The following is a 24954-nucleotide window of genomic DNA, read 5'->3' on the forward strand; positions in this document are numbered from 1 at the left end:
CGGTCTGTAACCCGAAGTGTCAGAACGGGGTTTGTGGAAGCCCCGCTGGGTCCAGTAGTGCAGTCGATGCCGCCGGACCGAATCCGAACTATTCGTTTCCACGGACTACCCGTGAACCCAACATTTGGAGAATCTCGTGCCCAGTTCCGATGATCCCAGCGGTCTCGCCGAACGTATCCAGACCGAAGTGCAGGCCGTGGTCGCGCGACTCGCGATGTTGAAGGCCGATGTCAATGTGCTGTCCGACCTCGCCCAGGGCGTCGCGATGACAGTGGCCGCGGCCATTCCGCCGCCGGAGACCCCCGAGGGTGCGCCCGAGGGCGCTCTCGGCGCCGAGGTGACAGTCGGCCTGGCACCGGAAGCAGCGTAATGCCGACCTATCCCGCACCGGGGGAGTTCCCCGACTTCGAGCAGTTCATGGTCGACCTGTTCACCCCGACCGCGACCACCGTCACCACCTTGCCCGCCACCTCGGCAGACCTGCAGTCCAAGCTGCCCTTGATCTGGGTGCGGACCACCGGGGGAACGCTCGACATCAACGCGATCACCTACAAGGCGAAGGTTAGCGTGGTGGCCTTCGGCACCACTCGCGCTCAGGCGCAGCAGCTTTCGGTGCAGATCCGAACGGCGATGCTCGATGCCCCGGCCAACCGGGTCAACGGTGTGCTCGTCGACTATACCGAGGAGATCGCGGCCGAGGAACCGAAGTTCCATCCGCCGATCTTGCGTCGTGGCCGCGGTCTCACCGAGGTGCCCGACCTCGACCCGCTCAACCAGATGGTCGAGGTTGCGTTCTCGATCGAAGCTCGCCGCCAGTAGGCGGTGGGTGAATCCCGTCCTTGACGGGGCTTTCACCGGCGCCACTCGGTGCCGATTCCTGTTAACCATGCCTGCATTCGCGGGCGCTCGATTGGAGACACATGCCTGCCACCAACCTCACCGCGCTGAAGAACGCGCAGCGGTCGCTGCTGCTCAAGCCGCTCGACGCGGCCGTTTTCATCGCACCGCACTACACCCCGGCGCCGTCCGCGCTGACCGACGCCTCCGGCGTCCTGCAGACGCTGCCGCCGGCCTACCAGCCTGTCGGCCTGATCGACAAGAAGACCGGTGTGGCCTTCGCTCGTGGCATCACCGCCGCGCCGATCGAGTCCTACGGTGAACTGCAGCCGGTGCGCAACGACGTCACCAGCGATATCACCACCATCGAGTTCCAGCCGCAGCAGACGACCGCGCTGACGCTGAACCTGGCCACTGGCACCGCGCTGTCGGCGATCAAGGCCAATGCCGCCTCCGGTGAAGTGTTCTTCGCCCAGCCGGCCTCGGAAGAGATCACCTACTACTCGGCGATCATCATCGGCAAGGACGGCAACGACGCCAACCCGATCTACGTCTACAAGGTGCTGCCGAAGGTCGCGGTCAGCAAGTACGGCGGCGAGCAGTGGAACCCCACCGAGGTCCTCGCCCAGAAGTTGACCATGGTCGCCTTCAAGGACGACACCGCCGGCTACGCCATCGCCCATGGCTTCGGCGGCGCGGGCTGGAAGAAGATCCTGACCCAGACCAACATCCCGAACGCTGCGTAAAGCACCCCCAACCGTCTCCTGACGGTTTCTCGATCTCCCAGGTCCACGGACTTGGGCGTGGGGCGTGTCATGTGTCTCCGGTCATGGCACGCCCCACACATTCCTTATCCATTCTTGCCGGAGAAGAAAGCGGGTCCACCGTGTCCGCCATCCCCACCGAGTACCCCGTCACCATGACCGACGGCGTCGACGACTACATCGTTGCCAACGCGACCGAGTACGTCACCGCGGTCTTCAAGCTCGGCCACGCCGAGAAGGCCGAGGTCGAAGCCGTCGACAAGCCGGCCCGCGGCCGCGCTTCGAAGTCCTAGTAGCACAACACCACCCGGAGAAATAGCATCATGGCATCCACACCCGAAGCGGCCGACCAGGCCGAGGTCGGCGGTCGTTTCTACGAGCTGCAGCAAGAGCTCGCCCCGCGCCGACGCGCGCCCTACCGCCTGACCGACGACATCGCGATCGCACCGGTCACCCGCAGCCAGGTCCTGGCCTTGCGCCGGACCGCCAGCGATGACGAACAGATGGTCATCGTGCTGGGTGACCAGTACGAAGCCGTCGAAGAACTGTTCGCCGATCGGCCGCTCGACGAGTGGTTCGCCTTCCAGAAGGACCTCTACGCCCACCTCTTCGGCCAGGGCTCCTCGGAGCTGCCGGGGGGATCGCAGGGCTCGTAGAGTTCTGGGAACGTTTCGGTGCCGCGCTCGACTACGACTTACTCGAGCGCGGCATCGACATCCGGGAATGCTTCGGGCCCCACACCATTCGCAACCGTGATTGGCGCACGATCTGGTCCCTCAAGGACAGACTGCCGCACGGTTCACAATATCGCTCGGCGCTGGCGATGGATCGCGAGCTGGCCGAGCAGATGCTCGCCGCCGAACAAGCCGAGGCCGATCTCGACCTGTACGAAGAGAAGACCGAACCCGCCGGCCCGACTCCGGAGGGATACACCATCGACAGCTATCTGCTGCTGTCGATCATCGACGCGCTCCAGGGCGTGCAGGCCGCGGTGATCGCCGCCGCCGGTGGCGATCCGCCCCGGATGACGCCGATGCCCCGACCGGTCACCGCGGTGGACATCGTCCGCGACGCACAACGAGACGAGTCGATGCAAGGCCTCATCGACCAGTTCACCGGATCCACCTGGGAGGACGAATGATCTATTCCGCAACGCTGCCGGCCCAAGCCGCCGGCGCGGCCGACACCACAACCCTGGCCGGGGTCTATTCCCCGGCCTTCTACAGCGGCGACACCGTCACCGACGTCCAGCTCGTCGCACCGCCGGGGTTTGCCACTGTCACCGGCGCCGCGACCAGCAACGCCACCATCTCTGTCCGCCAGCTCCGCGATGGCGCTGTGCTGCAGACCTTTGCGAGCCTCACGCTGACCGCCGGCCTGAATCTGGCCGCGGAAATCCCCGTCACCATTCCGCTCACCGCGCCACCGGTACTACGCTCCGGCGATGTGCTGGACGTGCGAATGCACCAGAACGGCACGGGGCAGGCCATCGGCAGTGGACTGTTCGTGTCGGTCTTCGTGAGCTGACGCGCAGACGATGGCAAACGAATCGATATGACTATGAACGAAAATAGTGACGCGAGCAGCAGGCTGCAGAGCTTCTTGCGACAGAGCGGAAATGTGCCCGCTTACGCCTCCGGCGGCGATATCAAGGGGCCGGGATCGTCGATCGGCGACAAGATTCCGGCCTACCTTTCCGACGGCGAATTCGTGATGAACGCCCGATCGACCGCGGCAAACCGCCCGTTCCTGCAGGCATTGAACGCCGATCCGTCCTTCTTGCAGAAGATGCTGGCGGCACGTTCGCCGGGCGGTGGATCCGGCGGCGGTAGCGGCCCGGCCCAGCCGGCCCCCGGTGGGCAGCCTGCGACGGTGAACATCTCGATGTCGAGCAACGAAGACATCATCGGACGATTGAAAATTCTCGCGGCGCAATGGGAATTGTCTCATTAGTCGCCGCCGTAATGATATGGATTGAGGTGAATCTGTGGCGTCCAATGCTGCGATGATCACGGTGACCGGAGTCGATGGTTCACGATGGACCATCGCCGGTCAGGGGAGTGGTCGTGAGGGTGTAGAGCTGGCTACGTCGCCGACCGGGTTGTACGACGCGCCGGTGACGACGATTTGGAATCAGTCGGCGTTTCAGGCCGGTTCCTCGTTCGGTGGTTACCGGACGAACAAGCGCGATGTCGTTTTCGCGGTCAATGTCTTTCAGACCGCGGGTAGTTCGTGGGAAGCGGTGGATTCCGCGTGGCGCAAGGCCTGGGCCTACGACCGCGACGCGACGTTGACGATCACGACCGATTTCGGCACGCGAACGCTGAAACTGCGGATGTCGGAGCAACCAGACTTCAAGCCGGACAAGGATCCGCATCTGAAGTCGATCGGCAAGGTCGTCATGACCTGTACAGCGGGCAATCCGTGGTGGGTCGAGTCCGATGTGACCGGATCCTGGACCTCCACGATCGATACCACCGGCACGAACAAGAGCCAGTCCGGCACGATCACCATCGCCAACCCGACCGATCAGCCGATGTGGCTCAAGTGGGTGTGTTCGGCGCCGGGTCAGTGGACACTGCCGGACTTCTCGTGGGGGGCGGTCGATGGCGACGGCGCGCGGACGATCACCTTGCCGCTGACCGCCGCGGGCAAGGATCTGACGGTCGACACCGACCCGATGGAAGAGATGATCGTCGCCAAGGACGGCTCCCAGATCTGGGCGCTGATGAACGGCGTCAGCTTCCTCTATCCGGTGCCCCCGTACACGCCGGCCACCGCGGTACCGGTCAAGGTGAGTGGTGCGCCGACCGGCGCGTCGGTGCTGGTGGTGCAGCCGCGCAACTGGTCGCGACCGTGGGGGCTGCAGTGACTTCGGTGCTGGACCTCCCCGCGATCTACGCGGATGCGCAATCGGCCAAGACGGTTCGCAAGCAGCAGCGGTTCTCGCGGCCTCTGATCCGCCTGTGGGATGGCGACTGGAACCTGCGCGGTGTGTGCGGCGCGGAGATCAGCGCTGATTTCCGCTGGATTCTGAACCAGGCCGGCACCGGTCTGCTGGTGCTGCCCTACGACTACTACTTGGCGAAGTGGGCGGTCGATATCAATGGCCGCACCAAGAAGAACGTGCACATCACCGTCGACAAGGACGGCGCGCGCTGGGACGGGCGGCTGGAGAAGGCTGTCATCAAGACCGACGGCCACGGTGTCACCACCGTCGAGCTGCTGTTCATGCACTCGTACCAGGATCTCAAGCACATCTACTGTTGGTCGAATCCGTTTCTGCCGGAAGCGGTTCAGTTCCCGCGGCAGTTCCTGCTCGCGGGGCCCAGCGTCTGGGTGCTCAAGACTGCGTTGCATCTGAATCTGCTCCGCCTGCAAGGCGGGCTGTGGACGTTGCCCGACGATCCGATGGACCCCAGTCAGTGGGGCAGCCTTGATCAGTCCACGTGGGGTGTCGTGGTGAAACCTGGTGAGTTCCGATCTGATACGTCGATGTGGACGATCTTCAGCTCTCGCTTCCAGAACTTCCACGAAGCCTCGGCGGGCACATTGGAAACGGCGCAGCTGGCGGTCGTCACGCGGCGCTGGTTGCAGGGTGATCCGCCACCGTGGGAGGGCGCGAAGGTCCGGCACGGCTGCCTGGTTGTCGACATCGTCGACAAGTCCGGCTTTTGGACCGGTACCAGCACCGGCGGCAACATGTGGGATGGGCTCAAGCGCACCAAGCAGGTGCTCGACAACACCATGCTCGACTACAGCCCGGATGAGCTGAAGGATCCGAATGTGCCTGAGCTGTACAGGAACCCGGACAGTCGGGGCTGGATGGGCACGCTCCCGTCCAATCCGTGGGTGGTCTACCGGCAGAACGACAACACTGGCATCCAGACCTCACAGTTCATCGTCAACCCCTCGTCGGCGGTGCAGGTTCTCACCGGCGGTCACTCGATGCCCGGCGTGAACGAGGCGATCTCCTCGGCGATCCAGGTAGTCGGCATGCTGGTCGCCGGCGCCCTCGGTGAGATTCCGTTCGGTGGTTCCATCGCCGGTGGTGTGGTGAACGCCGCCACGGCGGTCGCCAACACGATCGCGACGTCACTGTTGTCGGACACGCTGCTGGCCTGGCAGAAACACAAATCGGGACAGCGCGTCAGCGACGCGGGCTGGTCGCACTACTGGGAGCACTTCGAAAACAGTGCCGACCGGGCCTACACCCTCGGCTCGTTGCTGACCCTGGGTGAGGGGATGTGGAAGACCCGTCAGCACTTCACCCACAAGTTCATCGTCGCCAACGGCGAACCGTATCTGATCGGCGACCAGGGTCAGGGGCACTTCTTCCTCGGCGATCGTGTCGGTTCCACCGTCAAGGGCATGCCCGAAGGCTCGGTGTACGTCGACCAGGTCACCGAACTCGAACTGGCTTGGTCGCGGACCGCGAGCCCGGCCTGGCAGGTCACCGTCGGCTCGGAACGTGACCACGATATGCCCTTCGCCAAGTCCATGCGCGTGGTCGCCGACATTGTCGACGACATCCACGCACTGGCTGTCCAGATGTAGTTCCGCCCGCCGAATCCCTATCGAAACCCTCCGGAGAGAACATGTCCATCCCTTACCTCGAGCAGTGCAACCCCGACGATCCCAGCGAGGCCTTCGTGTGGGCGCTGGTCGGCCTGCCCGGCCCCCAGAACTCACCACTTCTCGTGCACCCCGACGTGCTACGGCAGTGGTCGAAACACCTGTGGGACCTAGGATTTCGCCACTACGCCAGCGAGCAGACCAAGGAATACCACCCGCCCGCGCGCGGTCTGTCGCATTGGCTCAACGGCGCCGGCCAGTGGGCGGAGAAGGGCGCGCCGCGTCCGCCGGAGAGTTCGGCACCGGATGTCACCGAGCTGACGCCGGACGAAAGGGCTCACCTGGTAGAGCAGCTCAGGGAATCCGGTGAACTCAAGCACCTGGTGGACCCGCGTGATCTCGACCTGAACACCGCGAAAGTCGGTTCTGCCGACGAACTCCCGGACGGCAGCTGAGGACAAGCCCGGATGAATCAATTCCCCCGGGTGCGTAAACCGGCGGCTCGATCCGGAACTTGAAGAAGGTCAGCTCGGACTCGGCGCGGGCATCGGCCCTGTCCAGTGTCAGCGCGTCTTTCGTCGGGGTGGAAGCGATCGGTTCGAATCTCAATTCGGCGACCAACCGCGCTCTGAATACGGCCAATACGGCTCGAGTCGGCGCGGCGGGTGCACAATCCACGGCGACCTCCGCGCAGAACACCTCGACGGCGAACGCCGACCTGCAGACCAACCAGACCCGGGAACAGGTGGATGGTGCATCGGCTCAGACAACCTTCAGGCCAGGTAATCCACGAAACTGGCTGTGGACCAGTGGAAACCCGGCGGAGCGAACGTTTCGGGGATCGCTGTTGTCGCGGATCAGGGCCGCCTCCAATTCATTTCTCGCGCCTTCCGGCGCAATTGTCTTCCTAGGAGTTGCTCATGGCTCAGAACGTTGGAGCTTTCGTCGCTCGCAACGCGAAAGCGGTGGTGTCGCTGATCGGCGGCATCATCAGCGTGCTCACCGTTGCGGTGGCATTGCTGCAGTACGCGCCGGCTTCCGCGGTCGGCGTGGGCGTTGCACTGCTCACCGCACTCGAAGTGCTGCGCACCGTCAACGTGTGGATCGTCAAGAACGAGCCGGTACTGGAGGCCGCTGCGGACGCTGCGGCCGAGCTGGTGGAATCGTTCACCGACGCGGTCGGAGTCTCGGACTCCGACCATGCGGTGGCGGGACACCTTTCGACGGGCGGTGCCCGATGACCAGCCCGGACGGGTGGGTACCGTCGGGCGCGTATACCGGCGGCTCGATTCGCAACCTGCAGAAGGTGACCTGGGACTCGGCCCGGGCGCAGATCCTGTCCAGCGTCACAGCGTCGTTCGCCGGTGTGGAAGCGATCGGCTCGAATCTGAACTCGGTGACTAAGCTGGCGTTGAACACTGCCACCGCCGCGCAGTCCGGCGCCTCCCAGGCGCAGGCGTCGGCTGTGGCCGTGGAGAATACCACGGCCCAGAACGCCGTGGACCTGGCGGAGCTGGTCGCCAATCAGTCCGGCCAAACCACGGGCGGTACAGCGTTTTCCGACGCATTCAGCCGCGCTGAGTTGGGTCTGGACTACACCACATTCAAGACCGGCCCGGTGGCGGATCTGGTGGTCATCGACGGCCAGGTGCAACTCAATCGCGTCGGTGACAAGAACACCGGCGATGTTGTCGCCCTGTCCAAAACCGTGACGGGTACCGATGATCAGCGCGTGTCCGTGGTGGTCGGCCGGATTCAGGAGGCCTACAGCGCCGCTGCCCGGATCGTTGTCCGTTCCGCGACGGACCTGTCGACTTTCGTGTACGTCCATGTCTATCGAGACAAGGTCTTTATCGGCCGGGGCACGCGCAGTGGCAACACCACCGTGTACAACAATTGGAAGCCCCCGGTATCGACCGCGGTCAATACCGGCGATACCGTCACGGTTGAAGCCGTGGGTCGCAACTACAAGGTCCTGGTGAACGGCGTTCTCGTCACCGGTCACACGGATAGGGCTACCGACGTACCCCCCGAATCTCCGATCGGAGCGAACAACCGGTCCTTCGGCTTCGGCTGCCAGTACTACTGGACCGGGCTGTTCGGATTCTTCTCGTTCGCGATCAACGCACTCGCCGCGGCCGATCTCTCCTCGCCGCCGATTGTCGGCACCGGGTGGTCGCTGTACCGCCTCAGCCCCACCGCTGTCGCCCAGCCGGCCGGTGAAGCACGCTTGGCGGCAGACACTTTCGATTCCATCGGCCCCAACAAAAACATCGCCGTACCCGATCTCGGACGCGGCCAGGTGCAGATCGAGAAATCGGGCTGGTACGCGATCACGACCGCGTATGCGCTGTCTTCGCCTACCACCGGAGCGCGGGTCGGACTGTGGACCGCGGCGGCGCCCGACGGAACCTGGTCGTTGTCGCGGGTCGGCGCTCGCACGGCCAACGACACATTGTCCAAAAGCGTCGGCAGCTCATTCACCGTCTTTCTGCAGCAGGGATCGGTGGTGGCGCCGGGCTACTACCTCAGTGCCAACAACGGGTTCGTCGGCACGGCAACCTATTTCGATGGCGCCTTGCTGAGCTACTGATGGAGCCTGACTGTGACCTCACCTGACAAATCGGTCCCCGCCGGCGCGTACGTCGGCGACGCGGCGGCCTCGAACAACATCGGCAACCTCCAGAAGCTGACCTGGGAGGGTGCCCGCGAGTCGATGGTTTCCGGTGTCATCGGCTCGTTCGCGGGCGTGACCGCCATCGGCGGCAACTGGAAGGCGATCACCGACAAATCCCAATCCGCCACCACAACGGCGCAAACGCGGTCCTCCGAGGCCAAGTCCACCGCCGCCAGTGCGCAGGTGGTTGCCGATGCCAACAAAGCCACTATCGAGGCACTGAAACCGCCGCCGCCTGGCGAACAGCTCAGTGGCACCACGTTTTCTGATGACTTCGAGCGCACGGCGCTCGGATCCGGCTACACCACCTATAAATTCGGTCAAGTTGCAGACCTGACCATTGTCAGCGGTCAGGTTCAACTGAACCAGCAAGGTGACAAGGGCACCGGCAACGTCGTCGCACTGTCGAAGATGGTGCTGCGAACCGACGACCAAGCGGTCTCGGCGGTCATGGGCCGCGCGAATCAAGCCGGCACAGTCGCCACCTCGCTCTTCATTCGTGCCGCGCCCGACTTGGCCACCTTCGTCTTCGCCGACGTACTTGCCAATGAAGTGCGGCTCGGACGAGGCACCCGCACAACCGGGCTGAACTACATCCGATGGGGCACCGCGGCGGTTACCGTCCGAACCGGCGATACCGTCACCCTGAGCGCGGTCGGAGCGAACTACCAGGTGCTGATCAACGGGGTCGCTGTCTTGGCTTACAACGACAGTGCCAAGAGCTCACCCGTCGGGGTGGGGAACCGGTCTTTCGGATTCGACAGCCAGTACTACTGGTCGGGCTTGTTCGGGTATTTCTCCTTCGCCGTCGCCGCGTTGACGGCTAGCGATCTCGCGTCCCGGCCGGTCACCGGTATCGGCTGGGCGCTGGCCCGCATCAGTTCCACGAACGCGCTCCAGCCAGCGGGGTCCCGTGCCGTCGCGGCAGGTACCTTCGACACCGTTCGGAATAGCTCGGCAGTGACGGTCTCCGCCCTGGGGCTTGGACAAGTTCAGGTGCCGGTCTCAGGCTGGTACCGGATGAGCCTCGGCCTGACCTACGCCAAGGCGCTGACCACCGAGATCGGGGCCGACCTCTGGTGGGCCCCGAGCTCCGGCGCGACCTGGCAGCAGTTGCGCGCCGGGCCCAAGACCGTTCAGCTTCGGATCGAGACCACCCAAAGCGGCGTCGACGGTGACGGCAACCCGATATACACGACCGATTACTACGGGTACGCCTCGAGCGTCGAGGCGACGTTCGTCGTCTACCTGCCCGCGGGGGCAGTCGTCGCTCCTGGCTACAGCTCCAATCTCAACAACAATCTCGTCGGCTCCAACACCTATTTCGACGGGGCCCTGATCAACCGCGCCTAGCCGGTGCCCAACTCAACCCCGATGCCTTCGCAGGGCCGACTTGGTCGAGCCCTCTCCCGTTGGCGACCCTACTAACCCCCTGGAGTCCACAATGGCGCAGAGTCATCACCAGCCGACCGTGCCCAGGTCCGAAGGGACCTGATGCCTCTTCTCGAAACCACGCTGATCAGCGCCGCCACCTTTCTGGGCGGCTCCGGCGCCACCAGCTTCTACTCCTGGCTTCGGGCCCGGAAAGCGCAACCGGCACAAAATATTCGCCACGAAGTGTCCGCTGCCAAACAGGTCAACGATATCGCCTTGGCGACCCTGTCCCGTGTGTCGGAAGAACTGCGGGTCGTCTCCCTGCGGCTCGACGGGGTAGAGGCCGCGCAGGCGGCGTCCATGCAGGAATTGGACCGTGTCACCGGCCTTTTCCGCGAGGCGCTCGCCGTACTGCGCGGCGTAATCGAAGCGGCCCAGCACGGCCGCATCCCGGAACTGAACCTGTCCAGAGAACTCATGGACGAGGTCGAACACAGCGAAGGAATCACATGACATCACCGATCGATCCCGGATACCTCGGCTACCAGCCGAAGATCGAACCACTCAAACTCACCACCGGCGCCGGCTTCGTGCAGACCATTCAGCCCTCCGATGGGGCCGTATTCCCCGCCGGAACAACGGTTTCCATCGTGCTCATCGCGCCCGGCGGCGCATCGCTGGGTACCTGGCCCGCCACCGTCACCCCGACCGCGGCCAGCTGGACCGTACCCGCAGCCACGTCCGATCCGATCCCCACCAACTCGCGCTACACGATGTTGGTCACCTACACGACCACCCCGGCCACCACCTACGCCTGGTACGTCGGCTCCGTCATCCGCAACTGACCTCTTTCGCCGCTCGACAACGGCGCAATTCATTGCAAAGAAACATTTCTCAAGGAGAACATCATGGCTATCGCTGTTACGTCAACCAAGAACGCTCTGTGCACCGCCTACGCCAATACGGGGACCACTCCGACCACTATGTATGTTTCGGTCCATACCAGCGACCCGGGCCCCACCGGCCTCGCTGAAGCCTCGGGTGGTGCGCCGGCCTATGCCCGTGTGGCCACCACCTGGGGTGCGCCGGCCAACGGCCAGATGACCGGCAGCCAGGTCACCGTGAACCTGCCCGCCGGCACCTACACCCACGCCGGTCTGTGGAGCGCCGCCACCGCAGGCACGTTCATCGACAAGGTCGCGATCACCGAGATGAAGCTGAGCGCCCAGGGCACCCTGCTGATCACCCCGACCTTCGCCGTGAGCTGATTCACCTCTTCGATTTGGAGGCTGCTATGCCAGCACCAGCACAGGCGATCGTGGCCGCACTGCCCACGCAACCGACAGTGCTCACCGCGGTCGCGGCGCCACCGACGATGGTGGTGGCACTGCCGGGGTCGCCGGTCAGCCGGGTCGACGGTGCGCAGGTCCCGGTCATCCCGGCATTCGTCTACGCCGCGTTCGGCGGAACCGCCACCCCAGCCGTGACCTTCAAGCCCTCGGCCAAGCTCGCCGCCGAGGCGACCGGGCTCGGGTCTTTGACCTTCGCTACGAAACCCATACTGCGGGAGACTATTTCGCTCGGCAGTGAAGGATCGGCTACGGCTGGTGTCGCTGTCGGGTCCGGCGGCCAGGTTGTCCTGGCCGCGGGCTTCGGCGCCGCGGTGACGGCCCGTACCGCCAACGCGGTCGCCACCGCCACCGGCGAGCTTTCGGCCGTCGCGATCAAACCGTAACTCGGTGCTCATTCCCGCACACCGCGCACTCGGGCGGCACCACATCTAATGGTGTAAAGCCATTCCCGATATCGGGGATCGTGTTCTACATGTGCCGCGCTCAACCTTTGGTTGAGCGCGGCACATGTCTCTTCTCGACTTGTCACAGACCGGTCGACAACTCTCTGCGCGCGCACGCCGAATTGCTCGCCGCCGCTACCCATCCGGGTGCCGCGTAGCTTGCAGCATTTCGAGTCCGGTCGCGACGCGCCTGAAATCTTTGAGGAGGCGACGAGCCGTGTCAGATATCTACGGTCTGCCCGACACCAATGGCCGCCAGGAGGGCGATACGTGGACTACAACGTTGCCCGACGGGCGAACCGTCAAGAACACCATCCCGAAAGGAAACGGCAATCAGACTGTCGATCAGGAAATCACGAATCCTGATGGCAGCACGACCAATTCGCGTGTAGTCGACAACGGAGATGGCGGGTGGCAGCGGTGGAACGACGACTCCACCGGCACCTCCTCCTACGCCAGCAAGGACACGCAGGACTCCGAGGTCTACGGCCAGCACTTCGATCCCGGGACATCGACTACGGGCCAGGCCAGCCACGAGTTCGGGATGTCCAGCGACTACAACAATACCTATACCGCTTCGTACGACGAAGACGGGAACCGGGTGGGCACCGATGTAGGTGTCGCGAACCAGAGCGGTCTGTACGACAACGTTCATGTCGACAACTACGGCAACAAGACATTCTCAGAGACCACCCGAAACGAGGAGGGGGGCTCGTCAGCACATTCACCGGTCAGGTCGATAGCGAAGGCTACGGCTGGCGGGACATCTCGGGTAAGGACGGCCCGCAGCGATGGCAGGTAAGCCCGGACAGCCAAGGCAAGCGGGTCCTGACGCGTACCGAAGAGACCGACTCGCGCGTACACCACTACCGGATGGACGAGAACGGCAAGCTCACCGACGAGTTCCGTGGACCCATGCCTGAGCCTACGTGCCTTGTCGCCGACACCATCTGCCGAACCGTCGAACTCGGGGTGACCATCACCGGCGTCGCGATCGGCGAGAAACTCACCCACATCGAATGTCGGCCTGTCGAGATGGATCCGACGTGCCCGGTGTGCGGACGGACAGGGCAGCTGCGGGACCACGTCGTGCGAGTTTTGACGGACCTGCCTGTGGTCGGGCACCCGACCCGCCTGCAGGTGCGTCTGCCACCGGTTCACCTGCGAGGACCAAGCCTGCGAGGTGACGATCTTCCGGCAGTCCCTCGACCGGGTCGCCGCACCGAAAGCGTCGACGACCAGGCGGTGTGCCCGCTGGATTCTCCAGCGGTTGGCGATCGGCAAAATGCCGGTGTCCGCGGTCGCCCGCGCTCTCGGGTTGGGTTGGGACACCGTCAACGCGTTCACTTACGCAACGCCCTGCACAAGCTCGGATTCACATCCCGGCGTCAGCTGCGGGGAGGCGCCTTGACGGCGACGCCGGCGATCTGGGTGTTGACCTGCAGGAAGGGTGAGCGCAGCCGGTAGGCCTCGACGGTCGTCCCGGCGAATCCGGCGGCCTCGACGTCTGCCCGCAGGTCCCGCTCGCAGGAGCAGCCCTCGAAGGTCCAACTCCACGGCCGGCGCGTGGCCCTCTGCAGGCGGCGGAGCGCTGTGCCGTCCGGAGCGGCGACGTGTTCCAGGAATGCGTAGCGTCCGCCGGGGCGCAGGACGCGGTGGACCTCGGTGAGGACGGCGACGGGGTCGGACACGGTGCAGAGCAGAAGGCTGGATATCACCGCGTCCACCGACTCGTCGGGCAGATCGAGCCGTTCGGCGCCGGTGTTGTGCAGTTCGAGATCGATCCGGGCGCGGGCGGCTCGCGCCCGCAGACGATCGTGCATGGCCGGATTCGGCTCGACGGCGATCAGCCGGGTGCCGGGGCGGAGGTAGCGCAGGTTGGCCCCCACACCGGGCCCGAGCTCGACGACCGTGGGGGGAAGGTTGTCGAAGAGGGATCGTTTGTGTGGCCGAAGCAAGTGATCCAGGTACCGGTCGAGCGCGGTGAAGAACAGCGCGTTGAACGGCCCGCGGAGCGGGTGGGGCCGAAACGTCTCCGGTGTCGGCGCAGGCTCCTTCGGCTCGAAGGACAGCACATCGTGGCTGGTGTCCATCGCTGGCGCTCCTTTCGGGGTTCGCGGTCATCGATGTGACTACGAGCCTCCCGGAGGGGCGCAGCGGTGGATAGGCGGGAATCACCCCTGCCGATACCTCAATCCGGTACCTCGACGTCGGTTCCCGAACCGGCAGAGATGCGTCGGCCCCACCAGGCGGCAACCTGCGCGCGGGACGTCACGCCGAGCCGCAGACGGATCCGCTCGACGTGCCCCTCGGCGGAGCGCTCCTCGATACCCAGCCGCTGGGCGATCTGCCGGTTTGTCATGCCCTCGGCGACCAGCGCCGCCACCTGCAGCTGCCGCGCGGTCAGCTCGCCCGACGGCGGGCCCGGCCGCTCCGCCGACGGCGGGGCGGGGCTGCTCCCCAGGAATTCCAGGATCGCTCGGACGATGGCGGAGGAGTCGCCCACGAACGGGAAATGGCTGGTGCCGGGCAGCGAGAGCAGCCGGGCGCCGGGGATGTGCGCGGCCACCTCGCGGCCCGCGCGGTAGGGGATTGCACGGTCTCCGCGCCGGTGCACCACCAGGGTCGGGGCGGCGACCCGGGCGAGCAGATCATCGACGTCGATTTCGTAGCATTGCGCGAGCAGATCGACGGCGAGGTCGGGCGACGCCGCCTCCCGCTGCAGCCGGGCGAAGAGCGCCTTGGTCGCGGCACTGCCGTCCGGGAGGAAGACGTCGGCCAGCAGCTCCGACCCCAACCCCCAGTGCGCCCGGATCATCCCCAGCATGGCGGTCCGGACCTCCGGCGTCGCGATCTGCGAGCCGTCGGCGTAACCGCCGTACAGGATCAGCCTGCCGACCCGCTGTGGGAACTGCGCCGCGAAGGAGACCGACACCGGTGCGCCCAGGGAGATGCCCAGCAGATCGAAGCGCTCCAGGTCCAGGTGATCGGCAAGGGTCCGAAGCACCACTACATCGGCATCCAGTCCCTGCGTCCCCGGCGAGGGGTCGGACAGCCCGCAGCCGGGCCGGTCGTACTGCACCACTGTCCGGACCGCCGCCAGCGGCGTGAAGAAGGCTCGGTAGGCCGGGTCCTGCCACAGCAGTTCCAGATGGCTGATCCACGCCGCGGGAACCAGAAGCGCCTTTCCCCGTCCCATGCAGGTGTACGCGATCCGCGTGCCGGTCGGCGCCGTGCAGAAGCGGACCGGGCGGCGCGGCTCGAATGCCTCCCGCGAGGACGGTTGGCCCATGTGGGCCTCCAGCCTGTGATGCCTACGTCAAACCATCATGCCCGGTCGCCGACGATCGAGCGGGCCACCGCCTCGACCGAGTCGACGATCCGTCCGGCGCGGGCGCCGCCGGCGGCGAGCGGACGCGCCGCCCCGGCGACCATCGCGAGCAGCAGCACGGCGGTCCCGTCCGGGTCCATGTCCGGCCGCACCTCGGTGATCAGCGCGCTCAGGTGGTCGTACCAGAACCGGTGCAGGTCGTCGGCGCGTTCGTCGGCATCGGAGGCGTCGTATGCGGCGGTGAGTGCGGGGTGGTCGACGATCAGGTGCGCGAAGGCGACGAGGAATGCGACGAGCCGCGCGTCCGCGGGCGCTCCGGGACCGAGTGGCGGTGGCGCGTCGAGGACCGCCTGGCGCAGCGCGTTCGCCTGTTCGTACACGACCGCGCGGACCAGTTCGTTGCGACTGCCGAACCGGTGGAACACCGTCGCCTTCCCGACACCGGCGGCCGCGGCGATCTGGTCGACGGACACCCGGTCCGGGTCGTGCTCGGTGAACAGACGCTGCGCGGCGGCGAGAATCGCGCGCCGGTTTCGGGCGGCGTCGGCGCGTTCCGGTCGCGCGTCGGGCATTACATCTCCTGGAAGCCGTTGTACGAGGGTGACCGAATATATCTTGACCGCCGGTCCAGATCGACGCATGCTTTAACTGAACCGATGGTCCATTTAAGGGGTGATGTGATGCGTGGGGTTCTGTGGTCACAGGCGGGCGGGCCGGACACGCTGGCGGCGCGAGACGGCGACGATGTGCATGCCGCCGGTGGGCAGGTGCGGGTGCGCACCGAGGCCAGTCCGGTGTTGTGGGTGGAGACGCAGATGCGGGCAGGGCTGGTGCCGTCGCCGGCCGCGCCGCCGACGGTCTTCGGCTCCCAGGCCGTGGGGCTGGTCGATGAGGTGGGCGACGGCGTCGATCCGCAACTGATCGGCACCCGGGTCGCGGTGAGTGGTGTGGGGATCGGCGCACACGCCGAGTTCGTCTGCGCCGCGGTCGAGCAGTGCGTGGCGGTGCCGGACGCGATCGGGGCCGTGGATGCGGCCGTCGCGCTCACCGGGCTCCCCGTCGCGCTCGCACTGCTGGAACGGGCGGGTGATCTGAGTGATGCGACGGTGCTCGTGGAGGCGGCGGGCAGCGGGATCGGTGCGTACCTGACGCAGCTGCTGCGAGGCCGGGCGGGGCTGGTGGTCGCAACCGCGGGGAGCGATGAAAGCCGCACCCGTGCAGCATCCTTCGGTGCAGATGTCGTGCTCGATCATGCCGACCTGGACCGACCGGGCGCACTCGCGGCGGCGGCCGGTGGGCGCACGATCGATGCGGCGTTCGACTCGATCGGGGGATCGACCGCACGGCGTGTGCTCGACGCCCTCACGCCGCTGCGCGGACAGTTGCTGTCGTACGGGATGCTCTCCGGGGAGGCGCCCCGGATCGCAGCGGCGGATCTGTATGCCGGTGGGTACACCGTCACCGCCTGCGCCGGGCCCGCCTGGCTCGACCGCGTCGCCGCGCTTCGTTCGATCGCGCTCGATCGCGTCGCCGGCGGCACGGTCCGGCCCGTCTTCGATTCCACGATGCCGCTCGATGCGGTGGCCACGGCCCACCGCCGGATCGACGAGCGAGCGACCAGCGGAACGATCGTGCTCGTGCCGTGACGTTGTGTCAGCCTGCCTCGGAGGCCCTCTCGGTTCGATCCTGAACCGAGACGGCATCCGTCGTCCCGGCCTGCGTGCCGCGACTGATCAGCCAGCCGACGGCCGCGGCCAGTGGGAACATCACGACGCCGTACACGGCGGCGGGGATCGCGATGTCGACGCTGTCGAGGACGCTGATGGAGATCGCGATCGCCAGGGTGCTGTTGTGGACGCCGATCTCCATCGAGCACGCGATCGCCTGACGCTGCCCGACGCTGAGCAGTTTCGGGATCCAGTAGCCCACGGCGAGACTGATGAGGCAGAACAGGATCGTGATCACGCCGACGTCCGCGAGATACGACGGCACGTTCTCCCGCTCGGCCGCGATGGTGCCGACGATGACGAGCACCAGGACGAGGGCCGACGCGATCCGGACCGGGCGGTCCATCCGCTGCGCGAAGTCCTCGCGCTTGGCACGCACGAGCATGCCGATCGCGACGGGGATCAGCACGATCGCGAACACCTGCAGGATCTTGGTGAAGTCGAGGCCCATCGACGTGCCGGTGTCATCGGGGTCGAAGTGGCCGAGCGCGAAATTCGTGATGAGTGGCAGCGTCACGACGGCGATCACCGAATTGACCGCCGTCAGTGTGATGTTGAGGGCGACGTCGCCGCGGTAGAGGTGGCTGAAGAGATTGGCGGTGGTGCCGCCGGGGGAGGCCGCGAGCACCATCATGCCGACCGCGAGCAGCGGCGGCAGGTCGAACAGCAGCACGAGTCCGAACGCCACCGCCGGCAGAATCAGCAGCTGGCAGGCGAGAGCGATCGTCACGACGCGGGGATGTCGTGCGACGCGGGCGAAGTCGGCGACCGTCAGCGACAGGCCGAGGCCGAACATGATGATCGCGAGGGCGGCCGGCAGGGCCACCGTGGCCAGGGCTGAGTCCATGTTGTTCGCCGTTCTGGTGTGCGGATGTGACGCGAACGGTAACGACACTGCACTGCGCGGGTGGGCGAAATGCCCGAATAGATACTGGCGGAATCAGTCTCGACGCCGCCGCAGCGACAGCGTGAACCCCGTAGGCATCAGTGTCAGTCGCTCCTGGATGCGCAACTGGTAGTCGGGGTCGGCGGAGAAGTCGTAGCGGCGCAGGATCGTGCCCAGCACGAGGACCGCCTCGTGCAGTGCGAATTGCCGTCCGATACAGGCGCGTTCACCGGTTCCGAACGGCTTGTAGATGTGCGGTGCCCGGCCGCGAACATTATCGGGGGCGAATCGGTCCGGGTCGAAGCGTTCCGGATCGTCGCCCCATGAAGGATCGCGGTGCAGCGACGGGATCAGCACCAGCACCCAGTCGCCGGCCCGCATCGGGTAGCGGCCGCCCAGCACGGTGTCCTCACGGGCCTCCCGCGCGTAGCCGGGCGCGGTGGGCCACAGTCGCAGTGTCTCGTCGAGCACACGTCGGACGTAGCGCAGCTTTGCGACCTTCTCGAACGGCGGCGTCTCGTCGCCCCACACGGCGTCCACCTCGGCGCGGGCCTTCGCCAGGACGTCGGGGTTGTGGGCCAGGTAGTACAACGCGAACGACAGCGCGCCCGAAGTGGTTTCGTGCCCGGCGACGAGGAACGTCACCACCTGGTGGCGGATGTTGACGTCGTCGAGGCGGTTCGGATCGTCCTCGCGGGCAGCGCGGAGCATGATCTCGAGCAGGTCCTCCGGGCCGGCCGCAGCGGTGTCGCGGCGGCTGCGGATCACCTCGTCCACCACGTCGGCCAGGTACGCGGTGTCGGCGGCGTTCTGTCGATCGGACCTGCGGTAGAGAGCCTTCCCGAGGACCGGAACGGCCCGGAACGTCCGGCGCTGCGCGTGTGTGAGGGCGCGGACCATCGCCTCCACGAACGGGTGCGGCCGCTCGCGGCGGAACGAATCGAACGAGTAACTGAAGCCGGTCCGTCCGATCGTCTCGAGCGTCAGCTTCGTCATGTCCGACGAGACGTCCACCGGTGCGCCGCCGGCGAGGCCGTCCCAGTGCTCGGTGAGCTCGTCGGCCACCTGCACCATGATGTCGTGGTACGACCGCATCGCAGACTGGGTGAATGCCGGCCGCAGCAGGTTGTGCGCCCTGCCCCAGTTGGGTTCCTCGTTGTAGGCGGTGAACAGGCCGTCGCCGCCGATGCCGCGCAGTTCCGCGATCCCGGGTGCGACGTTCTTCGCGAAGCGCGACTCGTCGGACAGTTCCGCGACCATGTCGGCGCCCGAGACGAACACGAAGCGGTGCCCGAGCGCGTTGCGCTCGAAGATCGGCCCCAGCTGTCGACCGATCCTCATCGAGTCCTGCACCGGGGTGTGCAGCGAGACGCCCAGGACGTCGCCGAGCAGAGGAAGGCGCCGGGGCGGATGCGGGACGGCCGTCGCTGCGGTTTCCAGGTTCTCCTCGACGCGCATCCCGCCCCCGTTCGACCGTCCGGTGTCTGATACCGAAAGTACGCGGTAACCGGACCGGGGAACAGCCTTTTGCGCGGCCGGACGCGGGATTACCGTTCGAGGCATGTGCCGAAACATCACTGAGCTGCGAGGGCTCGAGCCGGCCGCCACCCCCGAGGAAATCGAGGCTGCCGCCCGACAGTACGTCCGGAAGGTCAGCGGCATCCACAAGCTGTCCGACGCCAACCGCGCCGCGTTCGAGCGGGCCGTCGAGGAGGTCACCGCGACCACGGCGGAACTGCTCGGGGCGCTGCCGCCGCGCAAGCAGCCGCCCCCGACGGTGCCGCCCCTGCGCCGGCCCGAGGTGCGGGCGCGGATGGCGGCGGCGAAGGGTGCGGCCGCGGGATCCTGACCGTCAGCTGAGACGGTGGGCGAAGAACGCCAGGATCTCGTCGCGGGCCGCGATCGTGGGCTGGCCCGCGTCGTCGATCAGGTGGGCCGTCACCACGCTGTGCGGGCTCCCGATCACGTGCTCGAAGAACGGCGAGGTCGCCGGATTGGCCGCCTCGTCGGGAAGTTCGCGCGCGACGAAGCGGTCGCCCAGCGCCTCGGCGTACGCCGCGAACCGCTGCGCCCGGCAGAATCGATCGCCCCGGAACCGGTAGGCCAGCACCGTCAGATCGTCGTTGTCGAGACGTTTCCGAACGGCGGCGAGCTCATCTGCGGGACTGGCCGTTGCGTCAGGATCGTCGAGCGGGAGCGACGGCTGTGACAGGACCGGCGCGAGCATCGCGGGCTCGAGCATCATCGTCAGCGCGAAGTTGCCCGTGAAACACATTCCGATCGCCCCGACGCCCGGGCCGCCGCATTCCGCGTGGGCGAGCCTGGCGAGGGACCGCAGCCACACGGTCACCGGACTCTGCTCGTCCGCCGCGAACGCGCGGAACTCCGCGCTGACGCACGCCCGCCGTAACACTGCGGTGCCCTCGTCGACGGTGGGCACCGCGCCGTCGCGACCGAACAGCGACGGCAGGTACACGGTGAAGCCCGCGTCCCGCACCCACCGGGCGAAGCGGGCCACGTGCGGGCTGATCCCCGGCATCTCCGGCATGACGATCACCGCCGGTCCCGCGCCGGCCACGTGCACCACCTTCGTCACGCCTTCGAGGTCGATCTGCCGACGCGTGAAGTCCTCGAGGGGATCGTCGACGTTCATGCTCCGGTGCGGCACCGCCGTACCTCCTCATCCCGTGTGTGCGAACGAGATCAGTCTCTCCTCGCCGCGTCGACGGGACGAGAGGCGCGATCGCCACGTTCGGGGGCATTCTCGCCACCTCGCGTGTCGGCGCGGAACCGTCGGCGGTAGTCGGCGGCGCTGACACCCACCTGCTCGACGAACAGTCGACGGAACGTGCCGGCGTCCCGATAGCCGACGAGGCTCACGATCTCCTCCAACGGCCGGTCCGTCGTCTCCAACAGCCGTTTGGCGGCGCGGACCCGCGCCCGCCGCAGGAATGACAGTGGCGACTCGTCGGCCTCGGCACCGAACCGCCGCAACATCGTTCGGGTGCTGACGTGAAACGCCGCCGCGAGACGAGGCAGGTCGTAGGGGTCTGCCAGGTGTTCGACCAGCCATCGGCCGACGTCCTCGACGAACTGCCCGCGGCGCGGCGGGAGCATCGATTCGACGATGTACGGCGCTTGGCTCGAGCGGTTCTCGGCGACGAGGGTGATGCGGGCCGTGGCCCGGGCGACGTCGTCGCCGAGATGCTCGCGGATGATGACCGTCGCGAGATCGAGAGCGGCACTGAACGCCGCCGTCGTGGTGACGCGGTCGTCATCCACGATCAGCGCCTCGCCGCGAACGCTCGCGCGTGGATACCGTTGGGCGAGTTGTGAAGAAAACAGCCACGACGTGGTGCACCGACGCCCGTCCAACAGGTCGGCCTCCCCGAGTAGGAACGCTCCGACACACACCGATGCGATACGAGTGCCTCGGGCCTCGGCGGCGCGCAGGAACGCGGTCTCGCGGCTCAGGCCGGACAGTCGGGCGTCGAGATCCGCCGACGGCGCGAGCTCGAAACCCGGCACGACCAGGCGGTCGAAGTCGTGGTGCCACGCCTGCGCCCCGATCGGGAATCCGCCGGCTGCCGTGACAGGGGATGCCGACGAAGCGATGACCGACACCTGGAACGGATCCTCCGACGCAACACCCGTTTCCCGCGCTACGCGGTTCGCGATGAGCAGCAGATCGGAGAAGAGGAAGATCTCGGCCGCGAGGCAGCCGTCGTAGGCGAGGATCCCGATCCGCATGCTTCCCGTCCCGTCTCCAGGGGTGTACCGAAGTCACCCTGAACCCCTGTTATATTGCCCAATGCAAAGGACCGACCGGGGGCATCGGGTCGGTGGGGGAGGACTTTCGCGATGGGGGCGGCTTTGTTGCCGAGGGGGACGAACGGGCACGTGTGTGCCCACGATCGTGTGTGGGCAGCGTCGGCGCCCGCGATCTCCGAGACATACCCGGCCACGACATCGGTGTACCTCGCGCCCGCCGGCCTGCGGTTCTTCCAGGCCTGATCATCCGCGACGTCTCAGACTCGAGTCAGCTCGACATATCACTAGGGGGTTTCACAGATGGGTAAGCACCGCAAGAGCCGGGCGAGGACGATCGCTCGGGTGGCGTTGGTTCCCTCCGCCGCGGCCGCAGTGGTCGTGGCGGCATCGGGCGCGGCGTCGGCTGCGCCGGACCAGTTGCCGTCGCAGGGCGGTGTCACCTCCGCTCCGCAGACGCAGGGCGGCGTCACCTCCGGACCGTCGTCGCAGGGCGGCGTCACGTCCGCGCCCGCGCAGCCGGAGCCGGTCTACTGGGTGGAGCCCCCGGCCCAGTACCAGAACATCGAGTACCAGCCGCTCGACAACTACGACTACGACACGAACACCTACAACGCGCCCGACAACTACTACGTGGCGCCCGTCCAGTTCGAGGACCTGCACCTGCCGACGTATGTCGAGCCGACCGCGCCGATCATCGCGCCGCGCGAAACCCTGCGCCTGGGTACCTTCCACACGCCGCAGCCCAACTGGATCACCGACGGTGACCTCGCGCGCACCAACAACACGTCCGCCGTCATCGAGGCCGAGGTGTCGACGTTCTGGCGCTCGCTGGGCGTCGAGACCACGCGCGCGAACCGGTTGGCGGCGGCACAATTGGGTATGGGTGCGGCGGGCGCGATCGGGACGGGTGTTGTCGGCGCGCTGGTCGGCGGGACGATTGGCGGCGGCATCGGAGCAGGAATGTGGGGCGGAACCGATCTGCTCATTCCAGGTGGGCAGGTCGTCTTCGTCACCAACGGTGTGGCCGGCACCGCGATCGGTGCTGCCGTCGGCGGAGTGCTCGGCGCTGTGCCGGGCGCTGTGACTGGTGTTATCGCGGGAACCACCATCGGCACTGGTGATCTCGGCGAGCCGCAGGAGCTGCCTGCCGAGGTGCGTAGCTACTTCAACGACGTCGACCAGCCCGCGGTCACGGCGCAGACGCAGGAGACCCTCGCGCAGTGGGAGACCACGCCGATCGGCGGGGCCACCGCGTCGGCCGTGCGGGACGTCGTGAACGCCGCACCCGGAATCGACCGTCAGGCACGTGATTTCGTGGCCGCGCGGCCCGGCGGCTCGCAGGTGCTCGACCAGATCGACGGGGCGCTCACCACATTCGTCGCCGAGTCGTCACTCGGCGTTGCCGCGAACATGATCAGTGGAGCCGTCGGGGGCGGCATCCAGGCATGAGCCACGGGTGGGGCGGACCGGTGTCCGCCCCATCCGTCGACTTCGGGGAGGACATATGGCGACGGACAACCGAGCGGACAATTCGCTGTTCCCGGACGTCACCGAGCACTACGGGACGGAGTCGGTCCCCGAACGCCCGGTGACCGAAGAGATTGCGGCGCTGCCGGTTCCGTCCGAACCGGACCTCGGGCGCCCCTCGGGGCAGGCGCACCCGGCGCCCGAGCCCGCCGTGGTCGCCGAGCCTGTTGCAACTCCCGAGTCGGCCACAACCGCCGAATCGCTCGCCGTACCCGAGCCCATCGAACCGCCCGAGTCCGACGCTGTACCTGAACCGGTCGCCGAGTTCGACCAGTTGCCGACGTGGCTGGTGACCGCCCCGGCGGAGTCACCGGCGGAGAAGCCGTCCGCGAAGAGGAAGCCGCTGCTGATCGGTGGCGGCGCCGCCGCGCTCCTCGTCATCGCTGCGACCGCGACGATCGTCGGGTTCCGCGGCGCAAGCGACGCGATCGCGGGCTCGCCGAATCCCGTCGCCGGCTCCACTGCGGCGTCGTCGTCGGCGGCGGCGGACACGACGGTCGCGGTGGCGCCGGCGCAGTCCGCCGGGTGGTGTGCGGATTCTGTCGCCGACGGGCGGAGCGTCGGTCGCGGACCGGGAAGTGTCGACGACGGCCCGGGCGCGATCAGGGCGTTCGACCACGCGTACTACGTCGACCGCGACGGCGCCAGGGTCGCGTCACTGATGGTGACGCCCAACGCCGTTCCGGACATCCAGAAGTGGATCGACGAGGTTCCGCTCGGTACCGAGCACTGCGTCACCGTCGTCCCCACCGCCGACCCGAACGTATTCGAGGTCGATCTGGGATTGCGGTCGCCGACCGGTTCGGACGGCGTGATCCGCCAACGTGTCACGGTCGCACCGTCGCCGGCGGGATTCAAGATCGCCAAGGTGGAGGACCTGCGATGAACAACGTGGTCTCGCTGCGCCGCACCCCCAGGGTGCCCGAGCCGGAGCGGGTGTCCGCGATGGTGGTCGCCGGATCGGGTGGGGCCGCGACCACCACGACGGTGTACGGGTTGGCCACTGCGCTCCGCCTCGGTACCGGCAAGGACGTCTCGGCGGTCGACGCGACCAGCGACGGCGGAAACCTCCTCGCGCGTGCCGGATTCGGCGCTGTCGATCCCGCCCGATCGATCCGGCAGCTCGAGTCGCGCATGGCGCTCACGTCCGCCGGTGTGGTGGTGGTGGGCAGCGGCAACGCGCAGGCGAGCGACCCCGCGATCGTCGACGAGCTGCTCGCGGCCCGGCACAGCGCTCGCGTCCACGACGTCGGTACCGCGCTGCGCTCGCCGCGACTGGCGCCACTGATCCGCTCCGGTGCGGCACTGGTGGTGGTCGCGCCCGCTCGTTCCGAACCGCTGAGCCGGATGCGTGACGCCCTCACCTGGGTGATGTCGACGTACGGTGCGCAGGTGCTCGGCGGCACCACCGTCGTCGTCTCGCACCAGATGCCCGACGCGCCAGTCGATCTGGGGCCGATCCGGGACGCACTGTCACCGCGGATCGCAGGATTCGTCGAGGTGCCCTTCGACGCGGCCCTCGCGCAGCCCGGAGTCATCGACCACCGCCGTCTGGCGACCTCGACGATCGACGCCTGGACCGACGTCCTGGACGTGCTCGGCGGACTGTTCTCCCGGCCGGAGCAGCCGGGGGAGGCGAGCGAGGAACTCGCCTGAACGGACGAAGGGACCCTTCACGCGCTGGTGGCGC

Annotated in this window: 32 protein-coding genes; 25 read left to right on the plus strand and 7 right to left on the minus strand. The window is 66.9% G+C overall.

The features are described from left to right. Positions 1 to 136 precede the first annotated feature (136 nt). The 20 genes from HUN07_RS04280 to HUN07_RS26605 all read left to right on the plus strand — a co-directional run bounded on the left by HUN07_RS04280 (position 137) and on the right by HUN07_RS26605 (position 13433). Entirely contained in the window at positions 137 to 370 is a 234-nt protein-coding gene (locus tag HUN07_RS04280) for a hypothetical protein (protein WP_174908134.1), read from the plus strand. Beyond that, on the plus strand, positions 370 to 819 hold the full coding sequence (locus HUN07_RS04285) for a phage tail termination protein (protein WP_174908136.1): 450 nt from the start codon (positions 370 to 372) through the stop codon (positions 817 to 819). Before HUN07_RS04280 ends, HUN07_RS04285 begins: the two co-directional genes overlap by 1 nt. 101 nt (positions 820 to 920) lie before the next feature. Next, a complete protein-coding gene (locus HUN07_RS04290; RefSeq protein ID WP_174908138.1) occupies positions 921 to 1583 on the plus strand; it encodes a phage tail tube protein in 663 nt (220 codons plus the stop codon). Between the two features lie 140 nt (positions 1584 to 1723). Next, positions 1724 to 1894 carry a hypothetical protein gene (locus HUN07_RS04295; protein WP_174908139.1) on the plus strand — a complete coding sequence of 57 codons (171 nt, stop codon included), beginning with the start codon at positions 1724 to 1726 and terminating at the stop codon, positions 1892 to 1894. 30 nt (positions 1895 to 1924) lie between these two features. Further along, complete coding sequence (locus HUN07_RS04300) at positions 1925 to 2257, plus strand: hypothetical protein (RefSeq protein ID WP_174908141.1); 333 nt, start codon at positions 1925 to 1927, stop codon at positions 2255 to 2257. 167 nt (positions 2258 to 2424) lie between these two features. Then, positions 2425 to 2742, plus strand: coding sequence for a hypothetical protein (locus tag HUN07_RS04305; protein WP_174908142.1), 318 nt, complete (start codon positions 2425 to 2427; stop codon positions 2740 to 2742). After that, positions 2739 to 3128 carry a hypothetical protein gene (locus HUN07_RS04310; protein ID WP_174908144.1) on the plus strand — a complete coding sequence of 130 codons (390 nt, stop codon included), beginning with the start codon at positions 2739 to 2741 and terminating at the stop codon, positions 3126 to 3128. Before HUN07_RS04305 ends, HUN07_RS04310 begins: the two co-directional genes overlap by 4 nt. A 27-nt stretch (positions 3129 to 3155) precedes the next feature. Beyond that, the gene (locus HUN07_RS04315) at positions 3156 to 3554 is read left to right on the plus strand and encodes a hypothetical protein (protein WP_174908146.1); all 399 of its coding nucleotides are present in this window, start codon (positions 3156 to 3158) and stop codon (positions 3552 to 3554) included. A gap of 34 nt (positions 3555 to 3588) precedes the next feature. Continuing rightward, complete coding sequence (locus HUN07_RS04320) at positions 3589 to 4473, plus strand: phage tail protein (protein WP_174908148.1); 885 nt, start codon at positions 3589 to 3591, stop codon at positions 4471 to 4473. Continuing rightward, positions 4470 to 6158: a Gp37-like protein gene (locus HUN07_RS04325; protein WP_174908150.1), complete on the plus strand. Its 1689-nt coding sequence runs from the start codon at positions 4470 to 4472 to the stop codon at positions 6156 to 6158. Before HUN07_RS04320 ends, HUN07_RS04325 begins: the two co-directional genes overlap by 4 nt. A gap of 41 nt (positions 6159 to 6199) precedes the next feature. Then, entirely contained in the window at positions 6200 to 6631 is a 432-nt protein-coding gene (locus HUN07_RS04330) for a phage gene 29 protein family protein (protein WP_174908152.1), read from the plus strand. Positions 6632 to 7096: 465 nt separating this feature from the next. Beyond that, positions 7097 to 7417, plus strand: a complete 321-nt coding sequence (locus tag HUN07_RS04335; RefSeq protein ID WP_174908154.1) for a hypothetical protein — start codon at positions 7097 to 7099, stop codon at positions 7415 to 7417. Beyond that, positions 7414 to 8769: a hypothetical protein gene (locus HUN07_RS04340; protein WP_174908156.1), complete on the plus strand. Its 1356-nt coding sequence runs from the start codon at positions 7414 to 7416 to the stop codon at positions 8767 to 8769. The genes HUN07_RS04335 and HUN07_RS04340 overlap by 4 nt, the downstream gene beginning before the upstream one ends. 12 nt (positions 8770 to 8781) lie before the next feature. Next, positions 8782 to 10206 (plus strand): DUF7257 domain-containing protein, encoded by a 1425-nt coding sequence (locus tag HUN07_RS04345; RefSeq protein ID WP_174908158.1) that lies wholly within the window; start codon positions 8782 to 8784, stop codon positions 10204 to 10206. 141 nt (positions 10207 to 10347) lie between these two features. Beyond that, positions 10348 to 10740, plus strand: coding sequence for a hypothetical protein (locus tag HUN07_RS04350; protein ID WP_174908160.1), 393 nt, complete (start codon positions 10348 to 10350; stop codon positions 10738 to 10740). After that, positions 10737 to 11072 (plus strand): LtfC-like domain-containing protein, encoded by a 336-nt coding sequence (locus HUN07_RS04355; RefSeq protein ID WP_174908162.1) that lies wholly within the window; start codon positions 10737 to 10739, stop codon positions 11070 to 11072. The genes HUN07_RS04350 and HUN07_RS04355 overlap by 4 nt, the downstream gene beginning before the upstream one ends. Before the next feature lie 63 nt (positions 11073 to 11135). Then, positions 11136 to 11495 carry a phage tail fiber protein gene (locus HUN07_RS04360; RefSeq protein WP_217487183.1) on the plus strand — a complete coding sequence of 120 codons (360 nt, stop codon included), beginning with the start codon at positions 11136 to 11138 and terminating at the stop codon, positions 11493 to 11495. A gap of 26 nt (positions 11496 to 11521) precedes the next feature. Next, positions 11522 to 11962: a hypothetical protein gene (locus HUN07_RS04365; protein WP_174908164.1), complete on the plus strand. Its 441-nt coding sequence runs from the start codon at positions 11522 to 11524 to the stop codon at positions 11960 to 11962. 277 nt (positions 11963 to 12239) lie between these two features. Beyond that, positions 12240 to 12824 (plus strand): hypothetical protein, encoded by a 585-nt coding sequence (locus HUN07_RS04370; RefSeq protein ID WP_174908166.1) that lies wholly within the window; start codon positions 12240 to 12242, stop codon positions 12822 to 12824. A gap of 381 nt (positions 12825 to 13205) precedes the next feature. Then, positions 13206 to 13433, plus strand: a complete 228-nt coding sequence (locus HUN07_RS26605) for a transposase family protein (protein ID WP_217487184.1) — start codon at positions 13206 to 13208, stop codon at positions 13431 to 13433. Here the strand turns inward: HUN07_RS26605 and HUN07_RS04380 are convergent. The 3 genes from HUN07_RS04380 to HUN07_RS04390 form a co-directional block, all read right to left on the minus strand. Then, entirely contained in the window at positions 13411 to 14115 is a 705-nt protein-coding gene (locus HUN07_RS04380; protein WP_174908168.1) for a class I SAM-dependent methyltransferase, read from the minus strand. The two genes, HUN07_RS26605 and HUN07_RS04380, sit on opposite strands and share 23 nt — an antisense overlap. 98 nt (positions 14116 to 14213) lie before the next feature. Continuing rightward, positions 14214 to 15314 (minus strand): alpha/beta fold hydrolase, encoded by a 1101-nt coding sequence (locus tag HUN07_RS04385; protein ID WP_174908170.1) that lies wholly within the window; start codon positions 15312 to 15314, stop codon positions 14214 to 14216. 35 nt (positions 15315 to 15349) lie between these two features. Beyond that, complete coding sequence (locus HUN07_RS04390) at positions 15350 to 15925, minus strand: TetR/AcrR family transcriptional regulator (RefSeq protein ID WP_114723616.1); 576 nt, start codon at positions 15923 to 15925, stop codon at positions 15350 to 15352. A gap of 108 nt (positions 15926 to 16033) precedes the next feature. On the opposite strand from HUN07_RS04390, the gene HUN07_RS04395 reads away from it, so the two are divergent. Beyond that, positions 16034 to 16999 (plus strand): quinone oxidoreductase family protein, encoded by a 966-nt coding sequence (locus HUN07_RS04395; RefSeq protein ID WP_174908172.1) that lies wholly within the window; start codon positions 16034 to 16036, stop codon positions 16997 to 16999. A 7-nt stretch (positions 17000 to 17006) separates the two neighbouring features. Here the strand turns inward: HUN07_RS04395 and HUN07_RS04400 are convergent, their stop codons facing one another. Both HUN07_RS04400 and HUN07_RS04405 read right to left on the minus strand, forming a co-directional pair. Next, positions 17007 to 17927 carry a bile acid:sodium symporter family protein gene (locus HUN07_RS04400; protein WP_174908174.1) on the minus strand — a complete coding sequence of 307 codons (921 nt, stop codon included), beginning with the start codon at positions 17925 to 17927 and terminating at the stop codon, positions 17007 to 17009. A 93-nt stretch (positions 17928 to 18020) separates the two neighbouring features. Beyond that, positions 18021 to 19424, minus strand: coding sequence for a cytochrome P450 (locus tag HUN07_RS04405; RefSeq protein WP_114723613.1), 1404 nt, complete (start codon positions 19422 to 19424; stop codon positions 18021 to 18023). Positions 19425 to 19527: 103 nt separating this feature from the next. Here HUN07_RS04405 and HUN07_RS04410 point away from each other — a divergent pair, with 103 nt between their 5' ends. Next, a complete protein-coding gene (locus HUN07_RS04410) occupies positions 19528 to 19815 on the plus strand; it encodes a DUF2277 domain-containing protein (RefSeq protein ID WP_114723612.1) in 288 nt (95 codons plus the stop codon). A gap of 3 nt (positions 19816 to 19818) precedes the next feature. Here HUN07_RS04410 and HUN07_RS04415 read toward each other — a convergent pair whose 3' ends face one another. Together HUN07_RS04415 and HUN07_RS04420 are read right to left on the minus strand one after the other, a co-directional pair. Beyond that, a complete protein-coding gene (locus HUN07_RS04415) occupies positions 19819 to 20634 on the minus strand; it encodes a dienelactone hydrolase family protein (RefSeq protein ID WP_174908176.1) in 816 nt (271 codons plus the stop codon). Positions 20635 to 20669: 35 nt separating this feature from the next. Further along, positions 20670 to 21716: a GlxA family transcriptional regulator gene (locus HUN07_RS04420; RefSeq protein ID WP_174908178.1), complete on the minus strand. Its 1047-nt coding sequence runs from the start codon at positions 21714 to 21716 to the stop codon at positions 20670 to 20672. A 321-nt stretch (positions 21717 to 22037) separates the two neighbouring features. On the opposite strand from HUN07_RS04420, the gene HUN07_RS04425 reads away from it, so the two are divergent. The 3 genes from HUN07_RS04425 to HUN07_RS04435 are packed head-to-tail and all read left to right on the plus strand — an operon-like array spanning position 22038 to position 24920. Further along, positions 22038 to 23186 (plus strand): hypothetical protein, encoded by a 1149-nt coding sequence (locus tag HUN07_RS04425; protein WP_114723609.1) that lies wholly within the window; start codon positions 22038 to 22040, stop codon positions 23184 to 23186. Positions 23187 to 23241: 55 nt separating this feature from the next. Next, the gene (locus tag HUN07_RS04430) at positions 23242 to 24150 is read left to right on the plus strand and encodes a hypothetical protein (protein WP_174908180.1); all 909 of its coding nucleotides are present in this window, start codon (positions 23242 to 23244) and stop codon (positions 24148 to 24150) included. Continuing rightward, positions 24147 to 24920, plus strand: coding sequence for a hypothetical protein (locus HUN07_RS04435; protein WP_114723607.1), 774 nt, complete (start codon positions 24147 to 24149; stop codon positions 24918 to 24920). The genes HUN07_RS04430 and HUN07_RS04435 overlap by 4 nt, the downstream gene beginning before the upstream one ends. The last annotated feature ends 34 nt before the right edge of the window (positions 24921 to 24954 follow it).

It is taken from the genome of Rhodococcus sp. W8901 (assembly GCF_013348805.1).
GTDB lineage: Bacteria > Actinomycetota > Actinomycetes > Mycobacteriales > Mycobacteriaceae > Prescottella.

What these genes read in the sequence shown, in the direction of transcription:
- HUN07_RS04340 (WP_174908156.1), top strand. Translation starts at nt 7,414, where the DNA reads ATGACCAGCCCGGACGGGTGGGTACCGTCGGGCGCGTATACCGGCGGC.
- HUN07_RS04300 (WP_174908141.1), top strand. Translation starts at nt 1,925, where the DNA reads ATGGCATCCACACCCGAAGCGGCCGACCAGGCCGAGGTCGGCGGTCGT.
- HUN07_RS04360 (WP_217487183.1), top strand. Translation starts at nt 11,136, where the DNA reads ATGGCTATCGCTGTTACGTCAACCAAGAACGCTCTGTGCACCGCCTAC.
- HUN07_RS04390 (WP_114723616.1), bottom strand. Translation starts at nt 15,925, where the DNA reads ATGCCCGACGCGCGACCGGAACGCGCCGACGCCGCCCGAAACCGGCGC.
- HUN07_RS04355 (WP_174908162.1), top strand. Translation starts at nt 10,737, where the DNA reads ATGACATCACCGATCGATCCCGGATACCTCGGCTACCAGCCGAAGATC.
- HUN07_RS04380 (WP_174908168.1), bottom strand. Translation starts at nt 14,115, where the DNA reads ATGGACACCAGCCACGATGTGCTGTCCTTCGAGCCGAAGGAGCCTGCG.
- HUN07_RS04315 (WP_174908146.1), top strand. Translation starts at nt 3,156, where the DNA reads ATGACTATGAACGAAAATAGTGACGCGAGCAGCAGGCTGCAGAGCTTC.
- HUN07_RS04365 (WP_174908164.1), top strand. Translation starts at nt 11,522, where the DNA reads ATGCCAGCACCAGCACAGGCGATCGTGGCCGCACTGCCCACGCAACCG.
- HUN07_RS04400 (WP_174908174.1), bottom strand. Translation starts at nt 17,927, where the DNA reads ATGGACTCAGCCCTGGCCACGGTGGCCCTGCCGGCCGCCCTCGCGATC.
- HUN07_RS04410 (WP_114723612.1), top strand. Translation starts at nt 19,528, where the DNA reads ATGTGCCGAAACATCACTGAGCTGCGAGGGCTCGAGCCGGCCGCCACC.
- HUN07_RS04420 (WP_174908178.1), bottom strand. Translation starts at nt 21,716, where the DNA reads ATGCGGATCGGGATCCTCGCCTACGACGGCTGCCTCGCGGCCGAGATC.
- HUN07_RS04290 (WP_174908138.1), top strand. Translation starts at nt 921, where the DNA reads ATGCCTGCCACCAACCTCACCGCGCTGAAGAACGCGCAGCGGTCGCTG.
- HUN07_RS04285 (WP_174908136.1), top strand. Translation starts at nt 370, where the DNA reads ATGCCGACCTATCCCGCACCGGGGGAGTTCCCCGACTTCGAGCAGTTC.
- HUN07_RS04350 (WP_174908160.1), top strand. Translation starts at nt 10,348, where the DNA reads ATGCCTCTTCTCGAAACCACGCTGATCAGCGCCGCCACCTTTCTGGGC.
- HUN07_RS04330 (WP_174908152.1), top strand. Translation starts at nt 6,200, where the DNA reads ATGTCCATCCCTTACCTCGAGCAGTGCAACCCCGACGATCCCAGCGAG.
- HUN07_RS04425 (WP_114723609.1), top strand. Translation starts at nt 22,038, where the DNA reads ATGGGTAAGCACCGCAAGAGCCGGGCGAGGACGATCGCTCGGGTGGCG.
- HUN07_RS04385 (WP_174908170.1), bottom strand. Translation starts at nt 15,314, where the DNA reads ATGGGCCAACCGTCCTCGCGGGAGGCATTCGAGCCGCGCCGCCCGGTC.
- HUN07_RS04310 (WP_174908144.1), top strand. Translation starts at nt 2,739, where the DNA reads ATGATCTATTCCGCAACGCTGCCGGCCCAAGCCGCCGGCGCGGCCGAC.
- HUN07_RS04335 (WP_174908154.1), top strand. Translation starts at nt 7,097, where the DNA reads ATGGCTCAGAACGTTGGAGCTTTCGTCGCTCGCAACGCGAAAGCGGTG.
- HUN07_RS04405 (WP_114723613.1), bottom strand. Translation starts at nt 19,424, where the DNA reads ATGCGCGTCGAGGAGAACCTGGAAACCGCAGCGACGGCCGTCCCGCAT.
- HUN07_RS04305 (WP_174908142.1), top strand. Translation starts at nt 2,425, where the DNA reads ATGGATCGCGAGCTGGCCGAGCAGATGCTCGCCGCCGAACAAGCCGAG.
- HUN07_RS04430 (WP_174908180.1), top strand. Translation starts at nt 23,242, where the DNA reads ATGGCGACGGACAACCGAGCGGACAATTCGCTGTTCCCGGACGTCACC.
- HUN07_RS04395 (WP_174908172.1), top strand. Translation starts at nt 16,034, where the DNA reads ATGCGTGGGGTTCTGTGGTCACAGGCGGGCGGGCCGGACACGCTGGCG.
- HUN07_RS04435 (WP_114723607.1), top strand. Translation starts at nt 24,147, where the DNA reads ATGAACAACGTGGTCTCGCTGCGCCGCACCCCCAGGGTGCCCGAGCCG.